General features: G+C 70.1%; 13 protein-coding genes. 12 read left to right on the top strand and 1 reads right to left on the bottom strand.

The features are described from left to right. The 7 genes from AC1DS4_RS05820 (at position 1) to AC1DS4_RS05790 (ending at position 10,521) form a co-directional block, all read left to right on the top strand. Positions 1-1,050 carry an N-acetylneuraminate synthase family protein gene (locus tag AC1DS4_RS05820; protein ID WP_477614944.1) on the top strand — a complete coding sequence of 350 codons (1,050 nt, stop codon included), beginning with the start codon at positions 1-3 and terminating at the stop codon, positions 1,048-1,050. Further along, positions 1,047-2,246, top strand: coding sequence for a UDP-N-acetylglucosamine 2-epimerase (neuC, locus tag AC1DS4_RS05815; protein WP_477614945.1), 1,200 nt, complete (start codon positions 1,047-1,049; stop codon positions 2,244-2,246). Before AC1DS4_RS05820 ends, neuC begins: the two co-directional genes overlap by 4 nt. After that, complete coding sequence (locus AC1DS4_RS05810) at positions 2,243-3,301, top strand: nucleotidyltransferase family protein (RefSeq protein WP_477614946.1); 1,059 nt, start codon at positions 2,243-2,245, stop codon at positions 3,299-3,301. The genes neuC and AC1DS4_RS05810 overlap by 4 nt, the downstream gene beginning before the upstream one ends. Then, positions 3,298-4,338: an SDR family NAD(P)-dependent oxidoreductase gene (locus tag AC1DS4_RS05805; RefSeq protein WP_477614947.1), complete on the top strand. Its 1,041-nt coding sequence runs from the start codon at positions 3,298-3,300 to the stop codon at positions 4,336-4,338. The genes AC1DS4_RS05810 and AC1DS4_RS05805 overlap by 4 nt, the downstream gene beginning before the upstream one ends. Beyond that, complete coding sequence (locus tag AC1DS4_RS05800) at positions 4,335-5,516, top strand: aminotransferase class I/II-fold pyridoxal phosphate-dependent enzyme (protein WP_477614948.1); 1,182 nt, start codon at positions 4,335-4,337, stop codon at positions 5,514-5,516. The genes AC1DS4_RS05805 and AC1DS4_RS05800 overlap by 4 nt, the downstream gene beginning before the upstream one ends. Before the next feature lie 127 nt (positions 5,517-5,643). Beyond that, positions 5,644-6,810, top strand: coding sequence for an acyl-CoA dehydrogenase family protein (locus AC1DS4_RS05795; RefSeq protein WP_477614949.1), 1,167 nt, complete (start codon positions 5,644-5,646; stop codon positions 6,808-6,810). Positions 6,811-7,017: 207 nt separating this feature from the next. After that, positions 7,018-10,521 (top strand): CSLREA domain-containing protein, encoded by a 3,504-nt coding sequence (locus AC1DS4_RS05790; protein ID WP_477632468.1) that lies wholly within the window; start codon positions 7,018-7,020, stop codon positions 10,519-10,521. 25 nt (positions 10,522-10,546) lie between these two features. Here the strand turns inward: AC1DS4_RS05790 and AC1DS4_RS05785 are convergent, their stop codons facing one another. After that, a complete protein-coding gene (locus AC1DS4_RS05785; RefSeq protein WP_477632469.1) occupies positions 10,547-11,806 on the bottom strand; it encodes an LCP family protein in 1,260 nt (419 codons plus the stop codon). 161 nt (positions 11,807-11,967) lie between these two features. Between AC1DS4_RS05785 and AC1DS4_RS05780 the strand changes: the two genes are divergently transcribed. The 5 genes from AC1DS4_RS05780 (at position 11,968) to AC1DS4_RS05760 (ending at position 21,159) form a co-directional block, all read left to right on the top strand. After that, complete coding sequence (locus AC1DS4_RS05780) at positions 11,968-13,536, top strand: LCP family protein (protein ID WP_477619355.1); 1,569 nt, start codon at positions 11,968-11,970, stop codon at positions 13,534-13,536. Continuing rightward, positions 13,533-14,591 (top strand): glycosyltransferase, encoded by a 1,059-nt coding sequence (locus AC1DS4_RS05775; RefSeq protein ID WP_477632470.1) that lies wholly within the window; start codon positions 13,533-13,535, stop codon positions 14,589-14,591. The genes AC1DS4_RS05780 and AC1DS4_RS05775 overlap by 4 nt, the downstream gene beginning before the upstream one ends. A 97-nt stretch (positions 14,592-14,688) precedes the next feature. Further along, positions 14,689-18,171 carry a bifunctional glycosyltransferase/CDP-glycerol:glycerophosphate glycerophosphotransferase gene (locus AC1DS4_RS05770; protein WP_477632471.1) on the top strand — a complete coding sequence of 1,161 codons (3,483 nt, stop codon included), beginning with the start codon at positions 14,689-14,691 and terminating at the stop codon, positions 18,169-18,171. 112 nt (positions 18,172-18,283) lie between these two features. Continuing rightward, the gene (locus AC1DS4_RS05765; protein WP_477632472.1) at positions 18,284-19,957 is read left to right on the top strand and encodes an ArnT family glycosyltransferase; all 1,674 of its coding nucleotides are present in this window, start codon (positions 18,284-18,286) and stop codon (positions 19,955-19,957) included. A 2-nt stretch (positions 19,958-19,959) separates the two neighbouring features. Further along, complete coding sequence (locus AC1DS4_RS05760; protein ID WP_477632473.1) at positions 19,960-21,159, top strand: glycosyltransferase family 2 protein; 1,200 nt, start codon at positions 19,960-19,962, stop codon at positions 21,157-21,159. Positions 21,160-21,235 lie beyond the last annotated feature (76 nt).

Genomic DNA, 21,235 nt, shown 5'->3' with positions numbered 1-21,235 from the left:
ATGCGCACTGCCGAGATCGCAGGCCGAACCATCCCCACGGCAGGAGACGTCTTCGTCATCGCCGAGGCTGGGGTCAACCACAACGGCGACCTGCAGCTGGCCCACGAGCTGGTCGACGTCGCGGCCGAGTCCGGCGCGGACGCGGTCAAGTTCCAGACCTTCGACCCCGCCATGCTCGTGTCCAGCACCGCGTCGTCGACGCCCTACCAGCGCGCCCGCGGGGGAGCCCAGGACCAGCGTTCGCTGCTGCAGGCGCTCACCCTGCCGCACACGGCGTGGGCGGAGCTCCAGTCGCATGCTGCCGAACGCAGCATCACCTTCCTCAGCACGCCGTTCGACACGGCCAGTGCGGAGATGCTGGTCGGCCTCGGCCTGCCCGCCCTGAAGGTGTCGTCGGGCGAGCTCACCAACATCCCCTACCTGCGCGCCCTCGCCTCGCTCGGGGTGACCCTGCTCGTCTCGACGGGCATGGGCACGGCGCAGGAGGTGGCCGATGCCGTGAGCGCCTGCGAGCAGGCGCCGGGCCTGATCCTCTTCCACTGCGTGTCGGCCTATCCCGCGCCGATCGAGGAGTGCAACCTCCGGGCCATCCCCGCGATGCAGGAGGCACACGGCATACCCGTGGGTTGGTCCGACCACACGCCCGGTCTGACCACGGCACTGGGTGCCGTTGCCCTCGGGGCGAGCATCCTCGAGAAGCACTACACGACCGACCGCACCCTGCCCGGCCCGGACCACCGCGCCTCGCTCGAGCCGGCGGAGCTGACCGCCTACGTGAGCCAGACCAAGGTGCTGGCTCTCGGGCTCGGTGACGGTGTCAAGCGGCGGATGCCGTCCGAGGAGGAGAACGCGGCGCTCGTCCGGCGCAGCTGGCACGCGGCAGCCGACCTGCCGGAGGGCACCGTCCTCGGCGACGAGCACCTGCTGCTGCTGCGACCCGAGGGGGGCGTGAGCCCCGCTGTCGACATCCGAGGCCGTGGCCTCGGTCGATCGGTGCAGGCCGGCGCTCCCATCGGCGAGGACGACCTGTCGCCCGCAGGGGCCCGATGACCGCCGCGGGGCACCCGCTGCGCGTGGCTGTGTTCGTGGGCACGCGCGCAGACCTCGGACCTCTGTCGCCCGTCATCACGGTCCTCGCCGAGGCGCCAGACATCGACCTGCACCTGTTCACGGGCGTCGCCTACGGCGGCGACGAGCTGGCCGCCGCACTTCCGGCCACCGACCGGGAGGGCGGGTGGCGCGACGCCGTCCACGAGCTGGCCGAGCCGATCGTGGCGATCACCGTCGACGCGATGCTCGAGCACGGCCCGCGGTTGGCGTCCGGCGCCTCGCGGATGCTGCGCGAGGTCGCGCCCGACGTGTTCGTCGTCCTCGGCGACCGCTGGGAGCTGTTGTATGCCGTGCCGCCGGCCTTCTTCGCGGGCATCCCGATCGTGCACCTGCACGGCGGAGAGGTGACCGAGGGTGCCTTGGACGAGCGCGTCCGGCACGCCATCAGCAAGCTCGCCGACCAGCACTGCGTGGCATCCGCGGATGCTGCTGCCAGGCTGCGCCAGATGGGTGAGCCCGCCGACCGCGTCCACGTCACGGGGGCGCCCGGGCTGGACCGGCTGGCCCACGCCGAGCCGTACTCCGATGCCGAGCTGGGCGAGGAGCTCGGCGTGCCGGTGCGCAGACCGGTCGCGCTCTTCACCTACCACCCCCCGACCGCCGAGGCCGGCGCGCCGGTGGGGACCTGGGCGGCTGAGGCGCTGGCAGCGACGGTCGAGCACTTCGGCACCGTCGTGGCCACCTACCCGGGCATGGATGCCGGCCGGGACGACATCATCGCCGCCCTCCTCGCGGCGGCCGACACCCATCCCGGGGTCGTCGTCGTCGAGGCTCTCGGGGCGCGCTTCCCCCGGGTCCTGGCCAGCGTCGACGTCGTGGTCGGCAACTCGTCCTCCGGCATCATCGAGGCCGCTGCGGCCCACCTGCCGGCGGTCAACATCGGCGCGCGACAGCAGGGCCGGTTGCGTGGCACCAACGTCGTGGACGTGGCCGAAGGCGGCACGGCTGTCGGAGCGGGCCTCGCCATCGCGCTCAGCCCGGAGTTCGGCGAACGCGCCCGTGCGGTGGTCAACCCCTATGGCACGGGAGACGCCAGTGACCGGATCCTCGATATCGTGCGGCAGGCGCCGGCCTCGCCGCGCGTGAAACCTTTCGTCGACCTCGTGCCGGCGATCCCGACCGAGGAGGACCGGTGACCCAGCGCCAGCTGCAGGAGGCGTGCGCCCCGACCACCGCAAGCCTGCGTGACGTCGCGATCGTCATCGACACCTTGGCCTCGTCGTTGTGCATGCTCACCGAGCCCGACGGCCGGCTGGCCGGGCTGCTGACCGACGGCGACGTCCGTCGGGCACTGCTCCGGGGGGCCCACCTCGACGATCCCGCGCTCCAGCACGCCACGACGTCCCCGCAGACCGTCGCCGCCGGTTCGCCGCGCGCCCTGGTGCTCGACCTCATGCGTGCCCTGCGCATCTCGGCAGTCCCCGAGGTGGAGGAGGACGGCACCGTCGTGGGGCTGCACACCCTCTCGGACGTCGTGGGCGCCGACCCCCTGCCCAACGTCGCCGTCATCATGGCCGGCGGCAAGGGCACCCGGCTCGGCGACCTCACCAAGAACACCCCGAAGCCCCTGATGACGGTGGCCGGCCGGTCGATCATCGAGTGGATCGTCCTCAACCTCGTCGGCGACGGCATCCGCGAGGTCTACGTCAGCGTCAACCACCTCGCCGACCAGATCGAAGAGCACCTCGGCGACGGCACCAGGCTCGGGTGCACCGTGCGCTACCTCCGTGAGGACCCGGACCACCCCCTGGGCACGGCGGGTTCGCTCACGCTGCTGCGCCAGGAGCGGGGCGACCTCGCCGACCCGGTCATCGTCATGAACGGCGACCTCATGGTCGAGTTCGACACGAGCCAGCTGCTCGAGTTCCACCGGCGGCGCGGAGCCCAGCTCACGATGGGCGTCCGCAGCTACCAGCACGAGGTGCCCTTCGGGGTCGTCGAGAGCGACGACCAGCACCTCGTGACCGCCGTCACCGAGAAGCCGACGATCCGCTTCAACATCAACGCGGCCGTGTATGCCGTGGAGCCCGCAGCGCTGGCTCTGCTCCCCGAGGGGCAGGCCAGTACGATGCCGGGACTGGTCCAGCAGTGTCTGGACCGCGGCCACCGTGTCGCCGCATGGACGATTTCCTCCGACTGGATCGATGTGGGCACCCCCGTGGACCTGGCCCGCGCGAAAGGACAGGCGTGACCGACGCTGAGCTCACCCCCCAGGCCATGCAGGGCAGCCTGAAGGGCAAGACCGTGCTGGTGACGGGCTCCGACGGCTTCATCGGCAGCCACCTGGTCGAGCGCCTCGTGGCCGACGGGGCACACGTCCGCGCATTCTGCCTGTACAACTCCAACGGTTCGACGGGTTGGCTCGACGAGTCCGAACCGTTCAAGCAGGCGGTGCGTGACGGCCAGGCGGAGGTCATCCTCGGAGACATCCGCGACCCGGAGCACGTGCTCGCCTCCGTCGACGGAGCCGACGCGGTGCTGCACCTCGCGGCCCTCATCGCCATCCCCTTCTCCTACGTCGCGCCGCGGTCCTACGTCGAGACCAACATCATCGGCACGCTGAACGTCCTCGAGGCCGTGCGCCGCCACGGCACCCCACGCATGGTCAACACGTCGACCTCGGAGGTCTACGGCACGCCCGAGGAGGTGCCGATCACCGAGGCCCACCCGTTGCGCGGTCAGTCGCCCTACTCGGCCACCAAGATCGGTGCCGACAAGATGTGCGAGTCCTACGCGCTCTCTTTCGACACCCCCGTCACCACGCTGCGACCGTTCAACACCTTCGGGCCCCGCCAGTCCTTCCGGGCGGTCATCCCCACCGTGCTGTCCCAGCTGCTTGCCGGTGCCACCCAGGTCAAGCTCGGCGCCGTCTCGCCCAAGCGGGACTTCACCTACGTCACGGACACGGCTGACGGCTTCGTGCGGGCGGCCCTCGCAGACGTCGCCCCCGGCACCACGGTGCAGCTGGGCACTGGCCGCACCGTGTCGGTCGGCGAGGTCGTCGACCTCTGCAAGAAGGTCACGGGATCCACCGCCGAGATCGTCACCGACGAGGCCCGGCTCCGCCCCGACGGCTCCGAGGTCGAGATCCTGCTGTCCGACCCGTCGAACGCGCACGCCACCTTCGGGTGGGCCCCCACCGTCTCGCTCGAGGAGGGTCTGTCCCTGACCGCGGAGTGGCTGCGGCCACGGGTCGACGCGGAGACCGCTGGGCGCTACCACCGATGAGCATCCCCGCCGGAGAGGCGCACGCACCGGGCGCGCGTGGCCCGGAGGGCACCATCCCCCTCGCCGTTCCCAACATCGGAGCCCTGGAGCGTCAGTACGTGCTCAAGGCGGTCGAGTCGGGTTTCGTCTCGTCGGTCGGTCCCTTCGTCAACGAGTTCGAACAGCGGTTCGCCGAGCGGGTCGGCAGCCGGTTCGCGGTTGCCTGCTCGACCGGAACCGCAGCCATCCACATCGCCCTGCTGCTGCTCGACGTGGGCCCGGGCGACGAGGTCTTCTGTTCGGACTTCACCTTCGTGGGCTCGGTCAACCCCATCGCCTACACCGGCGCCACGGCCGTCTTCATCGACTCCGAGACCGACACCTGGAACATGGACCCGGCCCTGCTCGAGGGCGAGCTGGAGCGCCGCCAGCAGGCCGGCGAGCCGATGCCCAAGGCAGTCGAGGTGGTCCACGTCCTGGGCCAGCCGGCTGACCTCGAGGCCATCGCCCCGATCTGTGAGCGCTACGGCGTGCCGATCCTCGAGGACGCGGCCGAGTCGCTCGGCGCCTCCTATGCCGGGACCGGACGGTTGGCGGGCAAGCACACCGGCAGCGTGGGCCGCGTCGGTGCGTTCTCCTTCAACGGCAACAAGATCGCCACGACGGGCGGCGGCGGGATGCTCGTCACCGACGACGAGGAGCTGGCCCGCCGGGCCCGGCACCTGACCACCCAGGCCAAGGTCCCGGACGTCGGCTACCTCCACGACGAGGTGGGGTACAACTACCGGCTCACGAACATCGCCGCCGGCCTCGGGCTGGCCCAGCTCGAGCGCCTGGACGAGTTCGTGTCCCGCAAGCACGAGATCGCTGCGCGCTACGACGAGGCGCTGCGGGACACCCCGCTCGTCCTGCCTCCGCGGCTCGAGGGATACGACCCCACCTACTGGCTCTACTCGGTCCTGACGCCTGAGGCGGACGGTCGGGACGCCTTCCTGGCCCACTTGAACGACCACGGTGTGGGCGCGCGAGCGCTCTGGCGACCGCTGCACCTGCAGCCGCCGTTCGCCGACCTGGCCGTCATCGGGGGAGAGGTGGGCACGAGCCTGTTCACCCGGGGCGTGTCGCTGCCCTGCGCGACCGAGCTGACCGTGGCCGACCAGCAGCGGGTCATCGACGCGGTCCTCGCCTACTTCGGCTGACGCGGGCACCGCGGCTCGCGACTCCCCGCACGTGCCCCTGGACCTCGGGTCTCCAGGTCAGCGAGGTGTCCGGTGACACACGCAGGGGCGGGGACGTCACGGCATACCAACGGGTAACCTGAGGCCCGTGAGCACCGGTAACGACGCCTTCGACCTGTTCAAGATCTCCGAGGACCACGAGGCCCTGCGCGAGGCAGTGCGCGCCGTCGCGGAGGACAAGATCGCTCCGTATGCCGCGGCCGTGGACGAAGAGGCGCGGTACCCCCAGGAGGCGCACGACGCCCTGGTGGCCTCGGACTTCTTCGCGCCCCACATCGCCGAGGAGTACGGCGGCGTGGGCGCCGACGCCCTCGCGACCTGCATCGTCATCGAGGAGGTCGCCAGGGTCGACGCCTCCGCCTCGCTCATCCCGGCCGTCAACAAGCTCGGCACGATGCCGTTGATCATCGCGGCGAACGACGAAGTGAAGAGGCGCTACCTCACGCCCCTCGCGGAGGGGAGGACGACGTTCTCGTACGGGCTGTCCGAGCGCGAGGCCGGCTCGGACACCGCGGCCATGAAGACGCGCGCGCGGCGGGACGGTGACGACTGGATCGTCAACGGGCAGAAGTCCTGGATCACCAATGCCGGCGTCTCCGAGTACTACACCGTCCTGGCTGTCACCGACCCCGACGGCAAGCGCGGCAACAACGTCACGGCGTTCGTCTTGGAGAAGTCCGACGAGGGCTTCACGTTCGGTGAGAAGGAGCGCAAGCTCGGCATCAAGGGGTCCCCGACCCGCGAGCTGCACTTCGACAACGTCCGTATCCCCGGCGACCGGATCGTGGGCGCCGAGGGTGAGGGCCTCAAGATCGCGCTGGCGACCCTCGACCACACCCGCGTCACCATCGGTGCGCAGGCCGTCGGGATCGCCCAGGGCGCACTGGACTTCGCGGTCGGCTACGTCAAGGAGCGCAAGCAGTTCGGCAAGCACATCGCCGAGTTCCAGGGCATCCAGTTCATGCTCGCCGACATGGCGATGGCCGTCGAGGCCGCGCGGCAGATGGTCTACGTCGCGGCGGCCAAGTCCGAGCGGGGTGACAAGGACCTTCCGTTCTTCGGGGCGGCCGCCAAGTGCTACGCCTCGGACGTCGCGATGCAGGTCACCACCGACGCCGTCCAGCTGCTCGGTGGGGCGGGCTACGTCCGCGACTTCCCGCTCGAGCGGATGATGCGCGACGCGAAGATCACCCAGATCTACGAAGGCACCAACCAGATCCAGCGCGTCGTGATGGCCCGCCAGCTCCTCAGGTAGGGACGGCTGAACCGCCTCAGGGCGGTTGCCAGGTCCGCGCTGCCGTACGACGTTGGCGCTACGCGATTCGGCGCACGTTCTTCGACATCTGGCATAGGCCGGGCGACGGATGAGCATCGGCGCGCGCCCCACTAGCGTTGTCGAGCACGCCTGCACGGGGTCGCGCAGGCAACCACTACGTGCTGAACCGCTGGTTGGAGGCAGATCATGCCTGGAACTTTCCCTACCAGGCTGATCGCTCGCCTGGCGGTCGCCGTCGTCGGCTGCACTGCGGGTCTCGCGCTGGCGCCACCGGCCTGGAGCACGGCTGCCGATGGCACCTTCGTGGTGACATCGACGGGTGATGGCGGCGACCCCCTGACCGTCGACAACTGCTCCGCCGGAACGGGCGAGTGCACCCTGAGGGCAGCCATCCTCGCAGCGAACGCCCATTCCAATGTCGACGGGGGGACCGACGTCATCAGCTTCGCGATTGCCGGCGCGGAGCCTCACGTCATCGCCCCGACGAGCGTGCTGCCTGTACTCACCGACCAGGTGACCATAGATGCCGGCCTGCCGGCCCCGTGGGCGCCCCGGCGCGTGGAGCTCAGTGGTGCAGAGTGCAACCCAACCGGAAACCCCTGCGATGGCTTGGTGGTGGGGGGATCGGGCACCATCATTCGAGGGCTTGCGGTGCATGAGTTCTTCGCGGGGATCCGCAACATCTCGGGACGTGGCGACGGCCTCGTGGTCGAGGGGGACTTCATCGGGACGAACGCTGCAGGCACGGCTGTCGTCCAGCGTCCCTTCGCGCCCACGAGCAGCGGGGTCCTACTGGACCACGTTGAGGGCGTGCGGGTGGGAGGCGATCTCGCACAGGGCGAGGGCAATGTCATCGCCGGGCACCCCTTTGCGGAGGTTGACGGCATCGCCACACCGGGGGTCGAGGTGCTGGGCAACCACATCGGCGTTCTCGCCGACGGCCTCACTCCGCGAAGCGGCGGCGCCGGAATCAGGCTGCAGCAGGCCAGCGGCAGCCAGGTAGGCACCAGCGCAGCGCCCAACGTCATCTCCGGCGGCAGCTCGGGCGTGGGACTGCTCCTGCTGGACACGGCGGGAACCAAAGTCCAAGGCAACCTGATCGGGGTGGACTGGACCGGGAGTGTGCGCGCGGGAAACGGAGGAATCGACGTTCAGTCGGAGGGCATCCTGATCGGTGGGGCAGGTTCCGGGAACGTCGTCTCGGGAGGTTTCGGGATCCACGTGTCCTCGAACCCGGCGACAGGGGCGGAGGGCTCCACCGTGGTGAGCCACAACCTCGTGGGAACCGATGTCACCGGAACGGTCGCCATCCCGAATGCCGACGGAGTCACGATGGTGGACACCGGCAGCCTGGTGGAGGACAACGTGATTGCTGGCAACTCGGGCAACGGACTCGTGATCGGAACGAATGCCGGTCCAGGACATCGTGTCCTCCGGAACTGGATTGGCGTCGGCACGGACGGAACTGCGCTGGGCAACGGAGGCTTCGGTGTCTTGGTCTCGGACGACTTCGAGGGCGGCGCCCACGTCGTCGGCGGCGCGGCCGGGGATGGCAACACGGTCGCCTTCAACGGCCGGGGCGGCATCGCGATCGCACATCGCCCAGAGATTCCCGGGTTGCCGCTGCCACGCGGCGTCACGATCCGATACAACTCGGTGCACGACAACGGCACGCAAGGCTCGCCCGCGCTGGGGATCGACCTGCCGAGCGAGGCCGCACTGGGTGCGCCGGATGGCATCGACGACCTCGACGCCGACGCGGGCGCCAACGACCTCCAGAACGCTCCGGAGATCCTCGCGGCGACGACGACGGACACGGCGACCGTGGTCAGCGGTCGACTGCGCAGCACGCCGGGCGAGCGGTTCGACATCGATCTGTACGAGAACGGGGCATGTGACGAGACCGGGTACGGCGAGGCAGAGAAGTTCGTGGCCACGCAGGCTGTCACGACTTCGGGGTCAGGAAGCAGCACGCCGGGAGTGGCGTCCTTCAGTTTCACCGTGACGCCGCCCGTAGCCGATGGACACACTCTTGCCGCCTCCGCCACGAACGCGAACGCAAGCACCTCCGAGCTGTCCCGGTGCGGCGCCCCGTTGCCTGGGGCGAGGGTGTCCTACACGGGGCCCACCACCGTGACCTACTCGGACCCCGCCACCCTGAGCGGCCGACTCGAGACGGTGGCGGAGCCGCCGGCGCCGATCTCTGGCAAAACCCTCTCGCTCACGCTGGGGAGCCTGTCCACGGTGACGGCCGGGCCCACCAGTGCCGCGGGCACCGCCAGCGCCGCCGCACTCACCGTGACTCTCAAACCAGGCCCAACCACCGTCACGACCGAGTTCGCCGGCGACGACGTCTACAACCCCGCGACTGACACGGATCCCGTGACCGTCGCGAAGGAGAGCTGCACCCTCGCCTACACGGGCGACACGTCGGCGACCACCGGAACAACGAGCACGCTGAGCGCCCAGTTCGGCGAGAGCGACACCAACCCCGGTGACTGGTCCGGACACGTGCTCGACTTCGCGGTCGTCGGCTCCAGCGGGAACACCTCGCACTACACGGCCACGACCACCGACGCAGGTTTGGCCAGCACACGGGTCCAGCTCCCGCCCGACGCGCGTCGTGTGGGGGTGAGCTTTGCGGGTGACGACTACTACCTACCCTGCGCCACGTCCGCCGACACCAGCCTGATCGTGCAGCCGGCGAACACGGTGGTCACCTACACAGGACCTGCCACCGCCACCTACTCCGATCCCCTCACGCTCAGCGGACGGCTGGTGACCGGCGGCACCCCTGCGTCACCGATCGCAGGGAAGACCCTGTCCTTCACGCTGGGCGCGATGCCCACCGTGACCGGTGGCCCCACGGCGGCCGATGGCACTGCCTCGTCGACGCCGTTCGCCGTGACGGCCACACCGGGCCAGCGAACCGTGACCACCCACTTCGCCGGCGACACGGCATACGGGGAGGCGACCGACACGGATCCCGTCACGGTGCTGCGAGAGGACTGCACCTTGAGCTACACCGGTGACCTGCTCGTGAGCCCGCTGGCGTCGACGACGCTGCGCGCCCAGTTCGGGGAGAGCGACACCACCCCCGGCGACTGGTCAGGACATGCCGTCGAGTTCGTCGTTCTCGACTCGGCGTCCGCGACCACCGTGTACGCCGCTGCCACTGATGCGCAGGGGGTCGCGTCGCGAACCGTTGTCCTGCCTGCCAACGTCTATGGCGTGGGCGTCACCTTCGCCGGGGACGAGTTCTACAACTCCTGCCGCACCGCCCGCGACGCGGTGTTCACGGTCGAGCAGGCAAGAGCGAAGGTGACAGGTGGCGGCTGGGTCAGCACCGGAATCGGGCGCACCTCCTTCGGGTTCAACCTCATCCCGCAAGCGGGAGGCGCCTTGACCAGCCAGTTCCAGGCGCGTACGGCAGACAAGGACACGTTCCACGGATCTGGCCCCGCGACGGCGACCGTGCTGTCAGCCGCCTCAGTTCGCTGGACGGGTACCGGACGGTGGAACGGTGTGACCGGCTACGGATACACCGTCACCGTGGTGGACAACGGATCCTCGGGCGCCAAGAAGGGCGACACCATCTCAATCGTCGTCTATCGAGTGGCAGATCCTGCACATCCGGTCTTCTCCACGGGGAGTCAGACGCTCAAGGGCGGCAACATCACCGTCCACTGAGGCGGGGAGGGCCATACCTCGGCGGTCAGCCGCCGGAGGGCTTGCCGTCGGTGCCGGCCGGGGGCGCCTCGAGGGGCTCGTCGTTGCGGAGCATGGTGAACAGCGCCTTGGCGCGCTCGGAGTTCCACTTGACCGAGCTCCCGGCCGACGTCTGGTAGTTCACGCTCTGGATCGGGACCACGAGGCTGAGGCCCTGGTCGTTGGAGACGGCCCGCATGGCGAGCAGCACGCGGCTGGCGTCACGCATCGAGGTGTCCTCACCGACGATGAGACCCTTGGCTGCGGCGTGGGTGAACCCCCAGTAGCGCGTCGGGACGAGCACGGTGGAGGGGGTGGCGGCCTTCTTCATGATGGCGGCGAGGAACTGGCGCTGCCGCTCCGCGCGACCGATGTCGCCGCGCGGGTCGGAGTAGCGCGCGCGGACGAAGCCGAGGGCGTTCTTGCCGTCGAGGACCTGGCACCCCTTCTTCAGGTTGATGCCGGCCTTCTTGTCGTTCATGCGGAACGGCACGCAGATGGTGACGCCGTCCACGCTGTCGACGACCGACGCGAAGCCGGCGAAGCCGATCTCGACGTACCCGTCGATGTGCAGGTCGGTCACCTGCTCCACGGTCTGGACCAGCAGGTTCGGGCCGCCGAAGGCGAAGGCTGCGTTGATCTTGTTGCTGCCGTGTCCGGGGATGGGCACGTAGGAGTCGCGCGGGATCGAGATGAGCGCGGGCTTGCCACCGCTCTGGGAGACGTGCACCAGGATGATCGAGTCGGTCCGGCGGCCCGCGGCGTTGCCGGTGGCGTACTCCTTGCGCTGGGCAGCGGTGAGCCCCTCGCGACTGTCCGACCCCACGAGCAGGTAGGTGAACCCCTTGCTCTCCGGAGGGCGGGTGCCGGCGGGCGTGGTGTCGACCTTGGTCACCGAGTTCCACGCGTGCAGCGGGGTGAAGACCATGAACGCCACCCACGCCACGATGATGAGCAGGACGACCCGCACGACGGGGAACCGGCGCCGGCGCCGAGGGGGCGACGTCTCGTCCTCGTGTGCCACCGGGCCTGCGGGCGCCCCGTTCGCGCCACGGGCGGGCGCTGCGGAGCCGACGGGGGGTAGGGGAGCCGACTCGGCCGCGCGGGCAGCCTTGTCGCGCCGCCGACCACGCACGTCGACGGTGTAGACCCCTTCACCCTCGGGTGTCCCCTCGCCGTCCGGCAGCCCCCCGGCGTCGGCGCCGCTGCCACCGCCACCCTGGGGGATGGGGCGTGCGTCGTCGGGGCCTTGGGGGCGTCCACTCATGCGGCAAGTCTGGGGTGAGGGGGGTGGCCGGGGCAAAACGCGCACGGAAGTCGCCTCGACGCAGAACTGCCGATTCCATGACGAACCGGCCTCGCGACACGACACTCTGTAATCCCACGCGTCACAGAATTCTCACCTGTTGCGTCGCATACTGATGCACCATGAGCCGCCCGACCGTCGCCGATCCGGGATCGGTCGTCCCTCGCCGCGCGACCGGGCCCCGGCCGTCGCCCACCGGCTGGCCGGCTGACGGCGTCTACCTGTCGGGGGGCCCCGGTCGTCGACTGGGCGATGCCACCCCGGCCAGCCCACGGATGCGACGACGGCGTGCGTTCACCCTGGTCGCCCTCACGTTGGTGCTCCCGGGTGCCGCGCAGCTCGTGGCAGGGAACCGTCGCCTCGGACGCGTCGGTCTGCGGGTGTGGCTGACGCTGCTCGCGCTCCTCGTCGCGGTGGGACTGCTCTTCCTGGCGAGCCGGTCGACGGCCCTCGGGCTGGTCGGCCGACCGTGGCTGATGCTGGGCCTGCAGTGGGTGCTCACGGGCTTCGCGGCCCTGTGGGCCGTGCTCTTCGTGGACGCATGGCGGCTGGGCCGCCCGGGCGGGCTCGTCGCCGCCTCGCGGCGCTGGCTCACCGGGCTGACGGCCGCGCTGCTCGTGGTCACCTCCGGCGGCCTCGTGTATGCCGCGCAGACGGTGGGTGCCGGGCGCGAGGCCCTGGGGGCGATGTTCCAGGGCAACAGCGCGATCGCGTCGACCAACGGGCGGTACAACATCCTGCTGCTCGGGGCCGACTCCGGCCGCGACCGGGTCGGCACCCGGCCGGACAGCATCCAGCTGGTCAGCCTCGACGAGAGGACCGGCCGAGCAGTGACGTTCGGCTTCTCGCGCGACACGGAGAACATCAACTTCCGCCCGGGCTCCACCATGGCGCGGCTGATGCCCGAGGGCTGGAACTGCGGCGACGAGTGCCTGCTCAACGGCCTCTACACCTGGGGGCAGGAGCACGCGGCGCTGTTCCCCGCAGGCACCCGCGACCCGGGCATCGTCGCGACGCGTGAGGCGGTCGAGGCGCTCAGCGGTCTCGACGTCCACTACTACGTGATGATCGACCTCAAGGGCTTCCGCAAGATGGTCGACGCCGTCGGCGGCCTCGACATCACCGTCAAGCACCGCACGCCGATCGGCGGGGGCACGTCGCCCATCATCGGGTGGATCGAGCCCGGTCACCAGCACCTCGACGGGTACCACGCCCTGTGGTACGCCCGTTCCCGCCAGGGCTCGACCAACTACGAGCGGATGGCCAGGCAGCGGTGCGTCACCACGGCCATGGCCAGCCAGCTCGATCCCCAGACCGTGTTGCTGCGCTTCCAGAAGATCGCCACGGCGAGTGCCGGGCTGATCGAGACCGACCTGCCCCAGTCCGAGCTCGGACGCTTCGCCGACCTGGCCATCAAGACGCGCGCGCAGAAGATCCGCGGCGTCAACTTCGTCCCGCCGCTCATCAAGCCGTGGGACTACGACGCCTCCGTGGTCACCTCGACGGTCCGGGCCACCATCGCGGCGTCGGAGAAGGCAGGCGCCACCAGCTCGAAGAGCCAGGCACCGGCCGCGGTCCGGCCCGTGGTCAAGCCCAGGCGTCAACCGGGTACGACCGTCCAGGACCCTGCCAAGGCGGCGGGGAACGCGGCGGAGAGCGACCTCTCCTCCGTATGCTCGTCCTCCTCATGACCAGTACGCCACCTGACGAACCCCTCCACACGCCCCCGTTGTCGCCGTCGTCGCCGCAGTTGTCGGCGCTGCCGCCGTTGCCGGCGCTGCCCAGCGTGGGAGTGGTGATGCCGATCCTCAACGAGGAGCGACACCTCGAGGAAGCCGTGGACGCCGTGCTGGGGCAGGACTACGACGGCCCGGTCCACCTGGTCCTCGCGCTCGGCCCCAGCCACGACAGGACCGACGAGATCGCGCGGGGCATCACCGACCGCGAGCCCCGCGTGCGGAGCGTGGGCAACCCGTCGGGTCGCACCCCGGAGGCGCTGAACCTCGCCCTGGCCGCGCTCGACGAGGTCGACGTCGTCGTCCGCGTGGACGGCCACGGCGTGCTGGACCGCGACTACGTCAGGACCGCGGTGGGCCTCCTGGCCGAGACGGGGGCTGCCAACGTCGGCGGTCTCATGGATGCCGAGGGCGTCACGTCGTTCGAGCGGGCGGTCGCGGCAGCCATGACGTCACGGCTGGGGGTCGGAGCCGCACGGTTCCACACGGGTGGTGAGGCCGGAGCGGCCGACACGGTCTACCTCGGCGTGTTCCGGCGTGACTGGCTCAGCAGGCTGGGCGGCTACGACCCGCGTTTCGTCCGCGCCCAGGACTGGGAGCTGAACCACCGGATCCGCGAGGCAGGCGGGCTGGTGTGGTTCTCGCCCAGGCTCCGGGTGGCCTACCGCCCGCGTCCGACCCTGGCGGCCCTGGCCCGGCAGTACCGCGACTACGGCCGGTGGCGGCGGGTCGTGGCCCGCACCCACGCGGGCACCATCAACGCGCGCTACCTCGCCCCTCCGGCGGCGCTCGTCGGGTTCCTCGCCGGACTCGTGGGGGGCTTCGTCTGGTGGCCCCTGTGGCTGGCCCCCGCGGCATACCTGACCCTCACCACCCTGGGCGGGCTGACGGTCCGCGACGCACGGCTGCGCGCGGCCGACCGGCTGTGGCTGCCGGTCATCCTCCCCACCATGCACCTGTGCTGGGGCTGGGGATTCCTGTCCAGCCGAGTGCGCGTCGACGACGTCTGACGACCAGCGGCCGGGGCCGCCCCCGGTCGAGCGCCGGGTAGGGAGCCGGGCCACACCGCATACCATCTAGTGACCCGATCGAAAGGTTCACCTCCCCATGCCCTCGCTGAGCGTCGTCGTTCCCATCTACAACGTGAGCGACTACCTCGTTGCATGTCTCGAGTCCCTGGTGGCCCAGACGCTGGAGGACCTGGAGGTCATTCTCGTCGATGACGGGTCGACGGACGGCTCCGGCGAGCTCGCTGACGGCTTCGCTGCCGGGCGGGCGCACTGGCGCGTGCTGCACGTCGAGAACGGCGGGCTCGGCCGGGCGCGCAACATCGGGATGGACCACGCCACGTCGGAGCTCGTCACCTTCGTCGACTCCGACGACCTGGTCCCTCGAGATGCCTACGAGCTGATGGTGCACGCCGTGAGCGAGAGCGGCTCGGACATGGTCGTGGGCGGTGTGCTGCGGTTCGACGGGGCGAAGACGTTCCCCTCCCCACTGCACCGTCGTGCGATCCAGCGCAACCAGATGCGGACCCACATCCGTGAGACGCCGGCGCTGATCTACGACACCACGGCCTGGAACAAGGTGTTCCGGCGGGCCTTCCTCGCCGAGCACGCACTTCGCTTCCCGGAGGGGGTGTACTACGAGGACATCCCGTTGACCCTGCCGGCGCACTTCCTCGCGTCGTCCGTCGACGTCCTCGCCGACCCGGTCTACTTCTGGCGCGAGCGGCAGACGGCGGTCCAGTCGATCACCCAGCGGCGCGCCGAGACCAAGAACCTCGCAGACCGGATGGCTGCCGTCACCTCGGTCGACGACTTTCTGGTCGGGCGCGAGGACGTCGAAGGCAAGAAGGTGCACGACTCCAAGGTCCTCACCATCGACATCCCGTTGTTCATCGACGTGCTCCACGAGGGCAGTGAGACGTTCCGCGAGCAGGTCGTCACCCTGGTCGGGGACTACCTGAAGCGGGTCCCGGCCCCGTCGATCGCCGCCCTGCCACCCATCCGGCGGCTCCAGTACCACCTGATCTCGCAGGGCATGCTGCCCGAGCTGATGGAGGTGCACGACTTCTACCGAGTGCCGGCGAACCGGGGGAACTTCGTGCGCAACGGAGTCCGGCTCTACGCCGACCTGCCCTTCCGGACCGACACGGCAAAGGCGGTCCCGGCAGCGGTCTACGAGGTGACGCGCTCGCAGCCCCTGCGAACGGGCGTTCGCGACGTCCAGTGGGACGGCGACGACCTGCTGGTCGACGGCCACGCCTTCATCCACCGGGTCGCCGACGCGACACCGGTGTCGTCGGTGCGCCGGTTCCAGATCCGTCGCGTGGGCGCACCTGCGAGCGAGCGGCACTCGGTCAGGTCGCGTCGCGTACGACGACGCGACCTCACAGCCCGCACCACCGGCGTCGCGGTGTCGTACGACGCTGCCGGGTTCGTCGCCCGGATCTCACCCGACCTGCTCCGACTCGCACCGGGCCAGGACGAGGCGCACTACGAGCTCCTGGCCCAGGTGGCCGCCCCCTCCGCTCGTCGTGGGTCGTCGGTGGGCAACCCCGACCTGGGCTCCGGCCGGTTCCCTCGGCGCAGGCTCATCGCGCCGGACCAGCTGGTGGTCCCGGGCTACCAGGACCGGCAGCTCGACATCGCCGTGCACAGAGTCGAGGCCCTGCTGGAATCGGTTGAGGGCAACGGCGACTCGGTCACCTTCACGGTGCGCCGCGTCACCGGGGACTGGGCTCCGAGCTCCCTCTTCCTGCGCCGGACTGACTCCCTGCACAGCCTGCTCGTCCCGCTGGAGACCGATGGGACCACCGCGCGCGCCACGATCGGTGCCGACGTGCTCGAGGTACGAGCCTCCTCGTTCTCGGGGCGTGAGTGGGTCATCGGCGTCTCGGCTCCCGATGCCGCGCCCACGGACGAGCCGAGGACGCTGGTCCACCTCGCCCCCGACATGGAGGACGCCTTCGTCGCCGTCCGGCGGCGCTCGCTGGTGGTGCGTGAGAGCCCTCTGGGAGGAGCGCGCCTGCTCGACACCCGCCCCGGTCCGGTGGTCACCTCGTTCAGCTGGGAGCCGGATGGTCTGCACCTGCGCGGTGTCGCGAGCGGTAGCGACGTCGGGTCGCTGAACCTGGCCGCGGACAGCGGTGTCGCACACCACATCCCGGTCGTGCTCGACGGCGAGGGCTGGACCGCGACGATCCCGGCCGTCGGAGCACCCGGCTCAGCTGTCCTCAGGTGGCTGGCTCCGGGGCGCTGGCACTTCAGCCTGACCACCACCGACGAAGGCCAGCGCGAACGCGCCGTGCGAACCTCGAGCGGGGCGGAGGCGAGGTTGTCCGAGGAGGGCGACGTCGAGGGCATGACCTTCCAGCTGCGCACCAACGCCGACCACGAGCTGTCGCTGGTCGTCGACGCGGACGGCGACTTCCGCGACCGCGGTGCCCTGCACCGCAAGCGCAACCGCAAGTACTGGTACCGAGTCCAGCGCCGGCGCCCGCTCGAGGACGTCATCTTCTTCGAGGCCTGGAAGGGCCGGCAGTACTCCGACAACCCGCGCGCGATCTACGAGGAGCTGCAGCGCAGGGGAGATCCTCGCGAATGTGTCTGGGCGGTGCAGGACCTGTCGGTCGAGGTGCCCGAAGGCGTGACCCGGGTCCTGACGGGCAGCCGCGACTACTACAGCCGACTGGCCCGCGCACGATGGGTCGTCAGCAACGACTCCATGCCGAACCACTACGTCAAGCGTGCGGGCAGTCGCTACGGACAGACGTGGCACGGCACCCCGCTCAAGCGGATCGGGTTCGACATCGACAACATCCAGATGTCCAACAAGAACTACCTGTCGCAGTTCAGCCGCGACGTGGCCAAGTGGGACGCCCTGGTCTCACCCAACCCGTTCTCGACCGACATCCTCGCCCGCTCGTTCCGCTACACGGGTGAGGTCCTCGAGATCGGCTACCCCCGAAACGACATCTTCCACCGGCCCGAGCTCGCCGAGTCGCAGGCGGCGGCAGCGAGGGAGCGGCTGTCGCTGCCGCACGGCAAGCGCGTCATCCTCTACGCGCCGACGTGGCGGGACAACGACTACGACCTGACCGGCCGCTACCAGTTCACGATGAAGCTCGACCTCGAGCGGCTGTACCGCGCATTCGGCCACGACTCCGTCCTGCTGATCCGTGGTCACCAGCTGGTCGCCTCAGAGATCGACTCGACCATGTTCGGCGGTTTCGTGTGCAACGTCTCGAGCTATCCCGACATCCGTGACCTGTACCTCGTGTCGGACGTGCTCATCACCGACTACTCCTCGGTGATGTTCGACTTCGTCAACACCGGCCGGCCGATCCTGTTCTTCACCTGGGACCTCGAGGACTACCGCGACAACCTGCGCGGCTTCTACTTCGACTTCGAGCGGGAGGCCCCCGGTCCGCTGCTCACCGAGTCCAGTGGCGTCATCGAGGCGCTCGATCGGCTGGACGAGGTGCGGGTGGAGTACGCCGACCGGTACGCCGCCTTCCGCGAGAAGTACACCGGCCTGGAGGACGGCCTGGCGTCAGCCCGGTTCATCGACCGCTTCCTGTCGTAGTCACGTCGTTCCCCCACCCGATTCCGAGGGCCCGGTGGGCAGGGCAGACCGGTCCGTCCGGATACCCTGAGGCGTGGCCGCCTCGCCCCAGACGATCCCGGAAGGTCCCTAGATGCCATTGATCGACGTTCCCCCAGGTGTCGCCGAACCGACAGCCGGTCAGGCCCTTGACGGCGGGACCGACTCCATCGCATCGAAGGGGGACTGGCTCGCGGGCAGGCGCATCACCCGCTCGGACCTGCTGGTCGCAGTCCTCATCGGCCTGGCCATCGTGGCCATCGGCTACGTCTTCCGCTCACCGCTGGTTCCCACCGACCCCTGGCACTACGTCCGGTCTGCCATGCAGTTCCCGAGCGACGACTGGGTGCCGTTGGGCTACACGCGCTACGGGATGATCTTCCTGACGGCCCCCTTCGCGCTGATCTTCCGCAACTCCGAGGCCAGCTACTACGCAGTGCCTCTGCTGTCAGCGGGCATGCTCGGTGCGACGCTGTACCTGCTGGGCCGCCGCTGGTGGGGCTGGGTTGCCGGCGCCCTCGCCGTCGTGCTGTTCTTCGCGAACTCGATCGTCTTCCTCAACCTGTCACGGGGATACCCGGACGTGCCGAGCATGGCCTTGATCATGTTCGCCGCCCTGCTGGCCCTGGTTGCCCGGGATCGCGGATTCCGTGGCAAGGGGGCAGTCGTGTGCCTGCTCCTCTTCGGCTTCGCCCTCGGCATGAGCTTCGAGACGCGCGAGACCTCGATGCTGGCGTGGCCGATGGTCGTGGCGATCCTGTGGCAACGCGGCCGGGTCGTCCGCAACGCCGCGATCGTCCTGGTCCCCCTGCTCGCCTGGGCTGCGGTGGACGTCGGCGTCAGCGCGCTGGCCTATGGCGACCCCCTGCTCAAGGTGCACACGCTGATGGGGGTTCGCGTCGGAGAGGCGCGAGCCGAGTCCGGCGAGCTTGCCGCGACGAACGTCGTGGGGATGCCGCGGTGGTGGTACCTCCTGCAGATCCCGCGAACGGCGTGGCTGCAGCCCGACGGACTCTGGATGCTGGTCGCAGGCGCTGTGGCCGTGCTGGGGCTGTTCGTCCGCAACAAGCCGGCCCGCCTGATGGCTGCCTCGTTCGTCAGCGTCTACCTGCTCAACGTTGCGGCAGGCGGGGGCCTGGACCCGCAGCACCCCAAGGGCAAGCTGGACATCATCCGCTACTGGATCCAGTACTTCCCGGCGATGTACCTCACGGTTGGTGCCGTCGTCGCCCTGCTCGGGGGGTGGCTGGCCAGGCGCTGGATGGGTGCGAGGGCTGCCGCCGAGCCCACGTCGTCGGCGCAGGCGCCGCGCCGGGCGCGCCGTGGACTGCGGTCTGCCCTGCCCGCGGTAGTCCTCGCGGTGCTGGCCTCAGCCGGCCCACTCGTGTTCGTGGCCGGCTACGCCACCGACCACCCGGCCTTCGCCCCGAACGGTGGTGAGGCCCTCGAGGAGCTCCGGGACCACGTCCGCGGACAGAAGTTCGGGGAGGTGTGGACGGACTGGGAGACGAAACGCATCCTGCCGGCCTACCAACGCGACTTCTTCGGTGGTGCAAAGGTATGGTCCGGGACACCCATGAGCCTGACCGGCGCGGGCGAGCCCGGACCGGGCGACCTGGTCCTGCTGTACAGCGCCCGCTCGTCGACGTGTGGTCACTGCCGCACCGCCCTCGGGCCGTGGCTCGAGGCCCACCCGAACCCGCCGTCGAGCTGGCGGGTGCTGTACGAGACGCGCGAGAGCAACCTGACGCTCTACCAGGTCCCCTAGCCGTGCTGCCTGAGGACCAGGGCCGGCCCGACCTGACCGTCGTCGTCGCCGCCCACAACGTCGAGCGCTGGCTGCGCGACTGCCTCGACTCGGTGGCCGGCGTCGTCTCCGACCAGACCGAGGTGATCGTCGTCGACGACGGTTCGTCCGACGGGAGCCCGGCGATCTGCGACGCGGCGGCCGCGGACCGGCCCACGTGGCGAGTGGTCCACCAGGCGAACGCCGGACTGGGCGCGGCTCGCAACGTCGGTATCGACCTTGCCCGCGGTGAGTACATCGGGTTCGTCGACGGCGACGACGTCCTGCTCCAGCCCTACGCCGAGCTGGTGCGCCGCGCCGTTCGGGCCGACGTGGACGTTGCCACGGGCGCGGTGACCCGCACGGATGGTGAGCGCGACTGGCCCAGCGGCCTGCACACTCGTGCGCTGACGGGGGTGGGGCAGCTGGCCAGCCTGGTGGGCGACCCGTCGCTGATCTACGACACCACTGCCTGGAACAAGGTCTACCGCCGCTCGTTCCTGGCCGAGCACGGCCTCCGCTTCCCAGAGGGAGTGCTCTACGAGGACCTGCCCGTCACGGTGCGTGCCCTGCACCTCGCTGGCCGGGTCGGCGTGGTCCACGAGCCGGTGTACCTCTGGCGGGCCCGTCAGGGAGAGCGCTCGATCACTCAGCGCCGCAACGAGATCCGCAACCTGGTCGACCGCTTCGCGGCCGTGAGCGACGTCGACGGATATCTCGAGGAGCAAGGCCTCGTGGCGCTGCGCGAGCAGCACGACGACAAGGTCCTGCGGCTCGACCTACCGCTGTACACGTCGGCCCTCCCGGAGGCCGACGACGAGTACCGCAGGGCCTACCTGTCCTTCTTCCGCCACCTCGTGGACGGCCTGCCGCCCGCCCGACGGGTTGGCCTTCCGCCGACGTTGCGGCTCTATGTCGAGCTGGCGGACCGCGGTCGGATGGAGGAGCTCGTGACCGTCGTGCGAGCCCGACGCGGTGAGCGGGCCTGGGCGCAGGACGACCGTGGGCGACTGGCTCGCGTGCGGGACAACCTGGCCAGCTTCGGGGTCGAGCGAGACCTCGGGCTCGCGACGGACGCGCGGCTCGCGCGCCGTGCGCTCACCAGCACCGCCAAGCTCCTCCTGCCCGAGCGGCTCGGTGCCGCCGTCGTCGAGCGGGTTCGCGGCCTGCGGGGTGCCCGCTGAGCGCCGCTGCCACCCGTCGGCGGCTGGCTCGGCGTGGGGTACCTTCGGACCGCAGGTTCGGTGCGCGAGGATGTGA

Source organism: Pedococcus sp. P3_C7, from assembly GCF_056402615.1.
This window is presented reverse-complemented; position numbering and strand designations above follow the sequence as displayed.

What these genes read in the sequence shown, in the direction of transcription:
- AC1DS4_RS05820 (WP_477614944.1), top strand. Translation starts at nt 1, where the DNA reads ATGCGCACTGCCGAGATCGCAGGCCGAACCATCCCCACGGCAGGAGAC.
- neuC (WP_477614945.1), top strand. Translation starts at nt 1,047, where the DNA reads ATGACCGCCGCGGGGCACCCGCTGCGCGTGGCTGTGTTCGTGGGCACG.
- AC1DS4_RS05800 (WP_477614948.1), top strand. Translation starts at nt 4,335, where the DNA reads ATGAGCATCCCCGCCGGAGAGGCGCACGCACCGGGCGCGCGTGGCCCG.
- AC1DS4_RS05790 (WP_477632468.1), top strand. Translation starts at nt 7,018, where the DNA reads ATGCCTGGAACTTTCCCTACCAGGCTGATCGCTCGCCTGGCGGTCGCC.
- AC1DS4_RS05785 (WP_477632469.1), bottom strand. Translation starts at nt 11,806, where the DNA reads ATGAGTGGACGCCCCCAAGGCCCCGACGACGCACGCCCCATCCCCCAG.
- AC1DS4_RS05780 (WP_477619355.1), top strand. Translation starts at nt 11,968, where the DNA reads ATGAGCCGCCCGACCGTCGCCGATCCGGGATCGGTCGTCCCTCGCCGC.
- AC1DS4_RS05775 (WP_477632470.1), top strand. Translation starts at nt 13,533, where the DNA reads ATGACCAGTACGCCACCTGACGAACCCCTCCACACGCCCCCGTTGTCG.
- AC1DS4_RS05770 (WP_477632471.1), top strand. Translation starts at nt 14,689, where the DNA reads ATGCCCTCGCTGAGCGTCGTCGTTCCCATCTACAACGTGAGCGACTAC.
- AC1DS4_RS05765 (WP_477632472.1), top strand. Translation starts at nt 18,284, where the DNA reads ATGCCATTGATCGACGTTCCCCCAGGTGTCGCCGAACCGACAGCCGGT.